Raw genomic sequence first — 11,727 nt, 5'->3', positions numbered from 1 at the left:
GGTTTGGAATACAAGATTCCAACAGCGAGGTAACTTGCAAGAAAGAGTGTCCATGAGACACTCTTTTTTAAGGTATACTTAATCTAGCGAGGATTAAAGTATGAAAGAATTAATTCAATATCGGAAACAATTATTAGAAGGTAATCAAATACGCTTACGAGGAACTATTGAAAGCGATAAAGAAATCTTTGCGAAATGGTGGAATGAGGATTCACTATTATTAGGAAACCGCTCCCGTCTATTTCCAACTTATGAAGAAGAAAATAAAAAGTTATTTACCGCATGGTCAGGTAATGAGAAAAAAGATGGTTTTGGTTTAACCATTGAGAATTTACAAGGAGAAGTGGTTGGTCATTTATCCTGTTTCGGTTTATTACTACCAGAAAGAATTGCGACTTTAGGTATCTTTATCGGTCCTGAATTCCAAGGTTTAGGTTATGGTTCGGAAGCAATGAAAAAAGGTATTAAAATCGTCTTTGAAGAATTAAATGCCCATAAAGCAGAAGTCAATGTATTTTCTTACAATGCAAGTGCTATCCATGTGTATGAAAAAGTTGGTTTTGTAAAGGAAGGAGTTCGACGAGCGGCTTCCTACCATCATGGTCAATACTACGATGTGATTACAATGGGTATTTTAGAAGAAGAATATTACGGAAAAGACTGAAAAAGAAGGCGTTTATTCGCTTACCTTTAGGAAAAGGGATATAATTAATGACATATATTAAAGAGGTAATTTTATGACAGTAAATGAAAGAATAGAAGCACTTCGTCAGCTGATGGCGGAGAATTGTTTGGATGTTTATTATGTGCCGAATGAAGATGATCATTTATCCGAAGAATATACGGCTGATTATTTCAAAGCTAAGTCCTACATGTCCGGCTTTAGTGGTGAATCAGGTTGTGTGATTGTAACAAAAGATTTTGCCGGTTTATGGACCGATGGTCGTTATTTCACCCAAGCAGAAAATGAATTGGCTGGCAGCCAAGTGGAATTGATGCGTTTGCGTCAAGAGGGTATCCCAAACCCATTGGATTTCTTAGTGGATCAAACACCGGTTCATGGTAAGTTAGGCTTTGATGGTTCGGTTGTTAGTGCTCGAACCAAGAATTTCTTACAAAAGAAACTCGAACGGAAACAAGCCTCTATCGTGAATGATGTGGATTTGGTTGGACAAATTTGGAATGAACGTCCAAAAATGCCGGAAGAATCTTTATTTGTATTAGATACGAAGTACACCGGTGTTGGTGCCAAGGATAAGATTGCCCAAGTTAGACAGTCCATGCTAGAAGCTGGTGCAGATGTTTTATTCTTAGCGGCTTTAGAAGATCCATGTTGGTTATTGAACATTCGTGGTAATGATATTGAAAACACTCCGGTGACCTATGCTTTTGTGTTAATGACAGAAAATGAAGTGAATTACTATGTCAATGAAAAGAAAGTGAACGTAGAGGTTCAAGCACACTTAGAAAATAGTGGGGTAACCATTAAGGATTACGATGAAATTGAAACGGATTTATTAAAGCTGCAAAATAAGGTTGTTTTAGCAAATTTAGATACATTGAATTCTAAGTTATATACTGCTTTACAGGGTAATACAATTCTTGATCAAGAATCACCAATTGCGTATCGACGAGCTATTAAAAATGAAGTTGAAATCGAATGCACCAAGAATGCTCATGTCAAGGATGGGGTAGCGGTATTTAAATTTATTCATTGGTTAAAGAATGAAGTGAAGAAAAATGAAGTAACGGAAGTTAGTGCACAAAATAAGTTATACGATTTACGCGGTGAAGGTCAAGACTACATTGAACCATCCTTCACAACTATTTCTGCTTATCAAGCTAATGGAGCTATGATGCATTATTCAGCAACAGAAGAAAATCACGCCAAGTTGGAACCAAAGGGCTTCTTACTAGTGGATTCGGGTGGCACTTATAAAGATGGCACAACGGATATCACCCGTACGATTGCCGTTGGTCCTTTAACAAAGGAAGAAAAGAAGTACTATACCCTAGTTCTAAAAGGTCATTTAGATTTAATGGCGGCTCATTTCTTAAAAGGTACGACAGGGAATAATGTTGATATTTTAGCCCGTCAGCCTTTATGGAAGGAAGATATTGATTACCAATGTGGAACAGGGCATGGTGTGGGTCATGTTCTGGCGGTACATGAAGGTCCGCATCGTATTGGTTGGGGTTTCTCCGGTCTACGTCCACCAGTCCCTTTTGAAGCGGGGATGATTGTAACGGATGAACCGGGTGTTTACTTACCACATGAATTGGGTATTCGTATTGAAAATGAATTATTAGTCGTGAATGGCAACAAGAATTTCTATGGTCAATTTATGCATTTTGAAACATTAACCTATGTGCCTTATGAAGTCGAAGCAATTGAAGTTTCTTTATTAACGGATGAAGAATTGATACAGTTAAATGCTTATCATGCGCAAGTGCGTGCAATTTTAAGTCCTTATCTGAAAGGAGAAGAATTAGCGTACTTAGAGGAAGTAACCAAGGAGCTTGTTCGTTCATGAAGTTTATTTCATGGAATGTGAATGGGCTTAGAGCGGTCATGAAAAAAGGCTTCCATGAGTTTTTTGAAGCAGTGGATGCGGATATATTTGCGCTTCAAGAAACGAAGATGCAAGCCGATCAAATTACCTCGGATATGGAATTTGAGGGCTATTATCGCTACATGAATTCAGCGGAAAGAAAAGGTTATTCAGGAACGATGGTGTATTGTAAGGAAGAGCCACTTTCGGTGCAATACGATATTGATGGTGATTCTTCTAAAGAGGGACGAGTTATTACACTAGAATATCCAGACTATTATTTTGTCACAGCTTATGTGCCGAATTCAAAGGAAGGTCTAGTGCGTTTGGGTTTCCGCTTGGAATGGGAAGATGCTCTAAGGGCACATTTGAAGCAATTAAATGAAAAGAAAGCAGTGGTTTATACTGGTGACTTGAATGTGGCACATGAAGAAATTGATTTAAAAAATCCCCAATCCAATCATAAAAATCCCGGTTTTTCTGATGAAGAGCGGGAAAAGATGAGTGAATTATTGGCTTCGGGTTATGTGGATTCATTCCGCTATTTATACCCGGAAGAAGTGAAGTATTCATGGTGGTCTTATCGAGCGGCGGCTAGAGAAAGAAATGTCGGCTGGAGAATTGATTACTTTATCGTGTCAAAGGATGCGAAGGAAAAAGTCAAGGATTCTTTGATTTATGATCAAGTGATGGGGTCAGATCATTGTCCTGTTGGCTTAGAGCTGGACTTATAAGGAGAGAAGTATGACAGTAAAAGAAAAGGTACAAGCAAATCGACAAGAATTATTGAAGCGATTGGCTACTTTGGTTTCCATTAACTCAGAAATGGGGGAAGCGAGTGTTGACGCTCCTTTTGGATCAGGTCCTAAAAAAGCATTGGAGACGGCATTAAAAATGATGGAGGCTGACGGTTTTGCGGTAAGGAATGTGGATAACTACATTGGTTATGGTGAGATTGGTCAAGGCGATGAAATTATTGGTGTTATTGCTCATTTGGATGTTGTGCCGGCCCATAAAGAGGATGGCTGGAATAGTGATCCATTTGAAATGGTTGAAAAAGATGGAATTGTCTATGGCCGTGGTGTGAGTGATGATAAAGGGGCGGCAGTTGCCTCTATGATCGCCTTGAAAATCATTCAAGAAAGTGGTATTCCTTTGAACAAGCGAATTCGTTTAATTTTAGGAACCAATGAAGAAAACGGTTCGAAATGTTTGGAGCACTATGTAGAAAAATTAGGTTCTGTGGATTATGGCTTTACACCAGATGGTGATTTTCCGGCCATTCATGGTGAAAAGGGGTTGATGAGAGGCTACTATTCTTCTAAGGATAGTCATATTTTGGATATTGTTGGTGGTAGTGCTGAAAATGTGGTAGCTCGTCAATGTATGGTGAAGGTGGAGAAGAATACTTTCTCTAAGAAAGTGCTGGAGGATTTCTTCAATGACCACAATATTAATTTTTCCTTGGAATGTGATGATAAAGCTTGTACATTAGTGGTTGAAGGAGTTGCAGCTCACGCTTCTTTACCACATTTGGGTGTGAATGCGATTAGCTATGCCTTGGTGGGTTTGAAGGAAGCCGGCTATCAAGATTCATTTGTGGAGTTCTATTGCTCACATTTCGGTTTATCAACGGATGGTTCGGGAATGAATGCGAAGTGTGAAGATGAATTTGGTTCTTTAACGATGAACACCGGAGTTATTACTATGAAGGATGGTGTGATTCGTGGTTCGATTGATGCTCGTTTCCCGGTCACAAAGAGTGTGAAGGAAATGTTGAAAATGGTGGCAGATCGTTTGGAGGATGAAGGTGGTCAAGTTGTCTTTGATGCAATGGCGGAGCCTTTATATTTCCCACCGGATGCGCCACTAATTAAAAGCTTAGTTTCAGCTTATCAAGAGGTAACGGGTGATTATGAAGCGAAGCCATTTGTGATTGGCGGCGGTACTTACGCAAAGGAAATTAAAAATACCATTGCGTTTGGTTGTGCTTTTCCCGGTACGGATTATCATATCCATGATGCGAATGAATTCTGCCCGGTGGATGAACTTCTACTACAAACGGAAATCTATATTCGTGGAATTGAAAAATTATTAGAATTATAAAAAAGCGATTTAGGTCGCTTTTTTGATTGTGGTATAATAACGCCATGAAAAAAGCAGCGTTAATCTATGACTTTGATGAAACATTAAGTCGTAAAAATATGTTTGAATTCGATATTTTAGCGGACTTGGGATACAAGGATAGTTCTGTATTCTGGAAAGAAATGATTCAGTTAACTTTGGAAAAGGATATGGATTATGTAGCGGCGTATCTTCTTCTATTAAAGGAAGGCTTTGCGAAGAAAGGGATGCCATTAACCAGAAAAAAGTTGCAACAATACGCCAAAAATATTGTTCTATGTGATGGAGTGGAAACTTGGTTTTCAAGAATAAATGATTTTGGCAAAACGCTTGATTTAGAAGTGGAACACTATATTATTTCTTCGGGTTTAAAAGAGATATTAGAAGCCTTGGATATCGCTAAGTACATTACGAAAATCTATGCTTCATCGTATTTCTATGATGAAAAAAAAGAAGCGTATTGGCCCGGTCAGGTAATCAATTACACGACTAAAACGCAATATGTGTTCCGTATTAATAAACAAATCTTATCGGATACTGTCGCGAATGTGAATAGCTATGTACCGCTTGAAGAAAGACCAATTCCTATTTCACGTATGATGTATATTGGCGATGGTTTTACGGATGTGCCTTGTATGCGTTTGGTTAAAGAGTATAAAGGGAAGTCGATTGTGGTTTATCATCCTAGCCAAAAGGAATCATTAAAAGTAAGTGAAACACTTCTAAAGGAAGGAAGAGCGAATGTGGCAGTACCGGCTAATTATGAAGAAAATAGTCCTTTGGATAAGTATGTGAAGCAGAATTTAAAAGAAATTCGTGAAAAGATAAACTTAAAAGAAAAGGAGAATAAAATATGGATCGAATAAAGAAATATTTAAAAATAGTTCAAGATTATTTCAAATCCATTCATTGGAAGGATCCAATGGTTATTATTCTTTCTTCTTTATTAGTCTTTTTAACACTTGGTTCCGTGATTGGTTCCATTGTTATAAAGAGACAAGCAAGAAATGAATTAAAGAAACCTTTGGTTATCTTAGATGCGACCTATGGCGGCGAACAAAAGGGTTATGAAGGCATTGTTAACGAAGCGGATGTGGCTGAGAAAACCGTTACTGCTTTGGAAAAGAAATTGCTGGTAAATGGCTATCGGGTGAAGCGCACACATCCAGCCGGAACTTTTGTTACTTTGGAAGAAAAACTGAAGCTTATTAAGAATAGTCAGCCGGCCTTGGTTTTAAGTATTCGAGCAGGGCATAGTGATAAGCCGGAAACAGCCGGTGTTCGTTTTTATGCGAATCCAAAACAAAGTGAAACGGATAGCATCGCTTTCGCTTTAAAGAATTCTTTTAGTCGTGGTCATAAAGGTGTTTGGGCAGGTTATCTTTTCTATAAACAAGCAGAAAAGAATACCCAAGTGGCTAACTATGTAGACTTAGGTGGTAAGAAAGAAAAGTTAGAAACATGGGCTATTATGAATGATTCGGATAAGAAAATCATTGTTGCGGAACAGTTTTTTATCACCAATCAAAACGACGTGAAGACATGGCATTCGGATAAAGGCTATGAAGAAATAGCGAAGCTTTATCTAAGCGCTATTCAACAAGTGATTAAGAAGTAGGAGCTATCCTACTTTTTTTGTATGGAAAATACCTGTTATAATACAACTATGAAATTAAAGAAATGGTATATGCCCATTGTATTAGGGCTGGCGATGAGTTTAAGTGCTTGTCAAGGTGTTACAGTCAAAAGAACGGGAATCAAAGATGGTACGTATGCGGTAAAAGTAGCAGGGTATCGAGGTGATATTGAATTAGAAGTTCTTTTTGAGAAACAAAATTTAAAGAAAATTAAAGTGATTTCTCATTCGGAAACCGATGTGTTAACCAATGAAGCTTTTGATAAAATTCCAAAGAGAATGATTGAAAGTCAATCTTTGAATGTTGATTTATCCACAGGAGCAACGAATACTTCAAAGGCAATTCAAGAGGGTGTGAAGCAAGCTATTCTTCAAGCCGGCGGATTAGAAAAAGAATGGATGGTAGACCGTAAAAGCAAGAATGTCCCAAAACCAGAACAAAAAGAAACGAAAGTTGTTGTTGTGGGAGCTGGTGTTTCCGGTATAGCGGCAACGCTTCGTCTTCGTCAATTGGGTATTCCGGCTGTCTTGGTTGAGAAAGCGAAAGAGGTGGGTGGTTCTATGGCGTATGCCTCAAATGCTTATCAATATGTTTCAGGAACTCATTTAGATCAACAAGAAAAGAAATTATCGAATGCGGAATTGGCTTCCAAGTTACAAAAATTAGGCAAAGGAAATTTAGAAATGATTCAAGACTTCCAAAGTCTTTTACAAGAAACACTGGATTGGCAAAGTGAAGATTTAGGAATGACTTTTGAAGAAAAATATATAGCCGATGATAAGGATAGACGCTTAAGTAGTGTTAAATATGAAAAGAAAAAGAAAGAATTATTATCGCTTTTACGTCGTGAAATTGGTGTATCAAGAGCGGATGTGTACACCGATGCGGCTTTGGTTGACTACTTAAAAGAAGGTCATAAAGTAATAGGTGTGCGGATTAAAAAGGCTAATGGTAAATTGATTGACATCAAAGCAAAGGCGGTTGTCTTAGCAATGGGCAGTCAATTACGTAACACAGATGGTTTAACGCCGGTGGATGCGACACGAGTGTATGGTGGACCAAGCCAAAACCAAGGAGATGGTTTCTTATTAGCCAAGCAAGAGAAATACGAAGTTGTTGTTTCTTTACCATCCAGTATGTTACAAGCAGGCGCAAGTAATCTGAAACAAGCAGTATCGGTGGAAGAGGTTCTTAGAGAATTGAAAAAAGATGAATTTGCGCTAAGCGATAGTAAAGGAAATCTATTGTCACCAGAGAGTTATGAAAAAAATGGTTTATTACCATGGATTAAAAAGCTAGATTATAAAATTGGTTATTTATGGTTAACAAAATCAGGATACGATAAATTACGAGATGAAATCATTAAAACGCATTCTTTATCGGAACAGTATGTGAAAGAAATGAAAGAGAAGGATAGTTTAGTCATTAGTAGTGGAGATAGTGTATCCCTTGTAGCGAAAAAAGCGAATATTGCCTTACCAAAGGGAATTAAACTAACGGGACAGTTGTATTGTATTTGTCTGGAGCCATACCGCATTCAAAGTTTATCGGGTTTAAAGGTCAATCGCGAATTTCATGTCATGAATGGAAAAAAAGCTGTTCCAAATGTGTATGCGATTGGTTCCCTAGTTGGCGGGGTATTTGGTAATTATGAATCCTTAGGGGTTTCTAATGCCTTTAGCTTTGTGTCAGGGAAAGCCGTTGCTGAAAAGTTAGCGAAAGAACTTGAGGGCAAATAAATGGTTCATTTTAGAAAAGTGAGTATCATGAAAATATGAAAAAGATTACTTATTTCCATTTAAAGGATTGCCCTTATTGCAAACAAGCTAACCGTGTTATTGAGGAATTGAAACAGGAAAATCCTCGCTATCAAAATCTTGAGATAGAAATGATTGAAGAGAATGAACATCCGGAAATCATTGAAGCTTATGATTACCATGCGGTTCCTTGTATGTGGATTGGGCAAGAAAAAATCTATGAAGGAAAGTTGTTTGAAAGTTATGAGGCATGTAAAGAGAATGTTCGTCGTGTTTTTGAGGTGGCCTTATAAGAAATCATTGGACGTGGTCTAATGATTTCTTACATAAAAAGCAGAGCTTAATGACCCTTTTGAAACAAATGGTCAACTCTGTTTTTGATTTGACAATATAAGAAAAAAGGATCTTGAGGGGCATTGCCAAGAAAGGTGAATGGTCCTAAAGTTTCTTTTTTAGCTCTTGCCAGACGAGTTACAATCAGATGAGCATCGCTTAGATGGCTACTGATATAGATACCTCCTGGACCTCCAGAGGCTAAGTAAAGATAACGATGACCACCTTGTTGGAACCAAAGGGCTAAACAATGCCCGGCTTGAGTGGTATAGCCGGTTTTAGAACCTTGATAACCGGGTAGCCGTAAGCCGGTTTTTTGTATATTTCGATAAAGAGTGTGGTATAAAGTAATGCCGACCTTGGATTTGTAAGTCATGGCAGAAAAATATTTTTGAAAGTTTGCATTTTTAAGAGCCACTTTTAAGAAAATACTTAAATCCTTCAAGGTGGTGTAGTGATTTGGACTATGTAAGCCGGTCACATTATCAAAATGGCTGTGATTCATACCAAGCTTTTTAGCAGTGGAATTCATCTCTTTTACAAAGGCATTACTATTATGAAATAAAGCATGTGCCAAAGTAACAGAACAGTCAGCCCCTGATGGTAAGGCGATACCATACAACAAGTCTTCATAAGTAATGGGAGTGTTCACGGGGTATTTTGAAGTAGCGGCTCCTTGCGAACTTAATTTATTTAATAGCTTTGGTGAAATAACGGCTGTTTTTTGATTATCTTGAATATGATTTAAAGCCACATAGACCACCATCATTTTAGTCAAAGAGGCAGGATAGATTTTCTCACTTTCCTTTTTCTTTTCCAGAATTTCGTCATTATTTAAATCCATTAAAAGGTAATGACTGCTTTGAGTACCATGAAATAGACCAATTTTTTTAGGGTGGGAGACAAGAGAAAAGGATAGAATGGTGGATAGGCTTAGTTTCAATAAGGTTTCAAACATGAGTCCATTTTAACAGAAAAGTAGAACAATAGGTCTAAGATTTTTGTGATATGATTTCACTATGGAAGGAAGGATATATGAATCATTTTAAGAAAATCATTGTAACGTCCTTATTAGCGTTATCCTCAGTTGCTTGTACTGTTTCCAAGCTGGAAGTTCAAAAAGAAAATGTGAAGGTTGTGAGTTTAAAAGGGCCAACTTCCATGGGACTTGTGAAATTCATGAAGGATAGTGAGCAAGAGAAAAAATACCAATTTAAGATAGCGTCTTCAGTGGATGAGGTAACACCTTTAATTGCGAAAGGGGAAGTAGATATTGCGACTGTACCAGCTAATTTATCTTCGGTTCTTTATAACAACACAAAGAAATCGGTCAAAGTGTTAGGAATCAATACCTTAGGTGTTTTATATCTAGTAGAAACCGGAAATCAGTTGAAACAACTTTCGGATTTAAAGGGGAAGACTATTTATGCAAGTGGAAAGGGAGCAACCCCGGAGTACAGTTTGCGTTATCTTTTAGAAAAGAATGGTATTCGAGATGTTCGTATTGAGTGGAAGAGTGAACATACGGAAGTGGTACAAGCTTTAGCGAGGGATCCAAAGGGAATAGCCTTATTACCAGAACCATTTGTGAGCGTAGCCGGTACGAAGAATCCAAAAATTCATGTCGCTTTGGATTTAAATAAGGAATGGGAAAAGATAACAGGTAGTCCTTTGGTAACAGGAGTTGTGATTGCTCGTAAGGAATTTGTGGAAAAATATCCTGATACTGTGAAGGATTTCTTGATGAAGTATGAAAAATCCGTTTCGTTTGTGAACAGCCATGGGGAGGAAGCGGCCAAGCTTATTGGTCAATACGACATTGTAAAAGAATCAATTGCGAAGAAGGCTTTGCTGAATTGTCCTATTACACTTGTGCAAGGCAATGCGTTAAAGACACAATTAACGAGCTATCTGGATATTTTAAATCGTCAAAATCCAAAAGCAATTGGTGGTGCTTTGCCGGGAGATGATTTCTATTATGGGGCACAAAAGTAAGAAGAAATGGAAATGGTGGGCTATTCTATTTTGGCTATTGCTATGGGAAATAGGGGCTCGTTTACTCAATCAGGAGATACTGTTGGTATCTCCTTTTGTGGTGGCACAAAAGCTATTCTTTTTATTGCAAGATGGTCGTAGTTGGTTGCTCATTGGTCTATCCTTGCTTCGAGTGATGCTTGGGTTTTTATTGGCTATGTTTTTAGGCATTTTATGCGCTTATTTTTCGCATCAATGGACTTGGTTTCAGCAATTAGCGGCACCTATCTTTTACACTATGAAATCTATTCCCGTTGCCAGTTTTGTGATATTAGTGTTGATATGGGTTAGAGCCGGTGAATTAGCCTTTGTGATTTCCTTTTTAATGGGATTACCGATTTTCTATGACCAGCTTTTAAAAGCGCTGGAAAAGCAAGATGTGTTCTTAGAAGAAATGAGCGTTTTTTTTCATATTTCAAAAAAGAAGAAATTCCGTTACATCACCCTAGCACAAATCTTGCCATATTTTGAGACGGCTTGTTCATTATCCATTGGTTTTTGTTGGAAAGCAGGTATTGCGGCTGAAGTCATTGGCTTACCGAATTTAGCGATTGGTAGTGAATTACATGAAGCGAAGGTTTTTTTAGACACAACTTCTTTATTTGCTTGGACGTTATTGATTATTATTTTAAGTAGTGCTATGGAATACCTTGTTCAAAAAGCTGTTCTTCAAGTGGTTTGGGAGGTTTTACGATGAAGATAAAGAAGTTATCGAAAGCTTATGGTGACCACGTGGTTTTTCATTCCTTTGATTATGAGTTTCAAAAGGGAAGTCTTTATTGGATTAAAGGGAAAAACGGTTGTGGGAAGACAACTTTATTAAGAATATTAGCCGGTTTAGAAACCTATCAAGGGGAAATCGAACAAGTACAACATAAAACCATGGTTTTTCAAGAAGATTGTTTGGTAATGAACGTATCTGTCTTTGTGAATTTATGGATGGTGATGCATGAGCCAAGAGAAAAAGCTCGAATCATCATTGAGAAAGAATTAAGCCAACTTGGTTTAGAGGCATGGATTGATGAGCCCATCGCAAAGCTATCGGGAGGGATGCGAAGAAGAGTAGCGATTATTAGAGCTTTCTTAGTTCCTTATGATTTGGTTTTATTGGATGAACCATTAAGAAGCTTAGATGAAGAATCGAAGTATGTCACTTTTCAGTACATAGTAGATAAGTGCCAAGGAAAGTTGACACTTTGGGCAAGTCATGAAAACTTTAATCAACCAAATGGTTCTTTTAGTCTGGACCTATCTAATGCTATGATAAAGATGTAACTTACTGTTTTTAGA

General features: G+C 37.7%; 12 protein-coding genes. 11 read left to right on the top strand and 1 reads right to left on the bottom strand.

Annotated features, from left to right (window positions below; genetic code table 11):
* Positions 1-100 precede the first annotated feature (100 nt).
* The 8 genes from K7I92_RS04835 (at position 101) to K7I92_RS04800 (ending at position 8,363) form a co-directional block, all read left to right on the top strand.
* Positions 101-664, top strand: coding sequence for a GNAT family N-acetyltransferase (locus K7I92_RS04835; RefSeq protein ID WP_203244843.1), 564 nt, complete (start codon positions 101-103; stop codon positions 662-664).
* Positions 665-737: 73 nt separating this feature from the next.
* Positions 738-2,534, top strand: coding sequence for an aminopeptidase P family protein (locus tag K7I92_RS04830; protein ID WP_220282277.1), 1,797 nt, complete (start codon positions 738-740; stop codon positions 2,532-2,534).
* Positions 2,531-3,286 (top strand): exodeoxyribonuclease III, encoded by a 756-nt coding sequence (locus K7I92_RS04825; protein WP_220282276.1) that lies wholly within the window; start codon positions 2,531-2,533, stop codon positions 3,284-3,286. The genes K7I92_RS04830 and K7I92_RS04825 overlap by 4 nt, the downstream gene beginning before the upstream one ends.
* A 10-nt stretch (positions 3,287-3,296) precedes the next feature.
* Positions 3,297-4,658 carry a Sapep family Mn(2+)-dependent dipeptidase gene (locus K7I92_RS04820; RefSeq protein ID WP_203244840.1) on the top strand — a complete coding sequence of 454 codons (1,362 nt, stop codon included), beginning with the start codon at positions 3,297-3,299 and terminating at the stop codon, positions 4,656-4,658.
* A gap of 44 nt (positions 4,659-4,702) precedes the next feature.
* Positions 4,703-5,542: an HAD family hydrolase gene (locus tag K7I92_RS04815; protein ID WP_220282275.1), complete on the top strand. Its 840-nt coding sequence runs from the start codon at positions 4,703-4,705 to the stop codon at positions 5,540-5,542.
* Positions 5,530-6,294, top strand: coding sequence for an N-acetylmuramoyl-L-alanine amidase (locus K7I92_RS04810; protein WP_220282274.1), 765 nt, complete (start codon positions 5,530-5,532; stop codon positions 6,292-6,294). The genes K7I92_RS04815 and K7I92_RS04810 overlap by 13 nt, the downstream gene beginning before the upstream one ends.
* 48 nt (positions 6,295-6,342) lie before the next feature.
* A complete protein-coding gene (locus tag K7I92_RS04805) occupies positions 6,343-8,052 on the top strand; it encodes an FAD-binding protein (protein ID WP_220282273.1) in 1,710 nt (569 codons plus the stop codon).
* 35 nt (positions 8,053-8,087) lie between these two features.
* Entirely contained in the window at positions 8,088-8,363 is a 276-nt protein-coding gene (locus tag K7I92_RS04800; protein ID WP_203244836.1) for a glutaredoxin domain-containing protein, read from the top strand.
* Positions 8,364-8,410: 47 nt separating this feature from the next.
* On the opposite strand, the gene K7I92_RS04795 is transcribed toward K7I92_RS04800, so the two are convergent.
* Positions 8,411-9,361, bottom strand: coding sequence for a D-alanyl-D-alanine carboxypeptidase family protein (locus tag K7I92_RS04795; RefSeq protein ID WP_220282272.1), 951 nt, complete (start codon positions 9,359-9,361; stop codon positions 8,411-8,413).
* 77 nt (positions 9,362-9,438) lie between these two features.
* On the opposite strand from K7I92_RS04795, the gene K7I92_RS04790 reads away from it, so the two are divergent.
* The 3 genes from K7I92_RS04790 to K7I92_RS04780 are packed head-to-tail and all read left to right on the top strand — an operon-like array spanning position 9,439 to position 11,712.
* A complete protein-coding gene (locus K7I92_RS04790) occupies positions 9,439-10,398 on the top strand; it encodes an ABC transporter substrate-binding protein (RefSeq protein ID WP_220282271.1) in 960 nt (319 codons plus the stop codon).
* A complete protein-coding gene (locus tag K7I92_RS04785) occupies positions 10,382-11,134 on the top strand; it encodes an ABC transporter permease (RefSeq protein WP_220282270.1) in 753 nt (250 codons plus the stop codon). Before K7I92_RS04790 ends, K7I92_RS04785 begins: the two co-directional genes overlap by 17 nt.
* Positions 11,131-11,712 (top strand): ATP-binding cassette domain-containing protein, encoded by a 582-nt coding sequence (locus K7I92_RS04780; protein ID WP_220282269.1) that lies wholly within the window; start codon positions 11,131-11,133, stop codon positions 11,710-11,712. The genes K7I92_RS04785 and K7I92_RS04780 overlap by 4 nt, the downstream gene beginning before the upstream one ends.
* The last annotated feature ends 15 nt before the right edge of the window (positions 11,713-11,727 follow it).

This window comes from Bulleidia sp. zg-1013, assembly GCF_019798045.1.
GTDB lineage: Bacteria > Bacillota_I > Bacilli_A > Erysipelotrichales > Erysipelotrichaceae > Bulleidia.
This window is presented reverse-complemented; position numbering and strand designations above follow the sequence as displayed.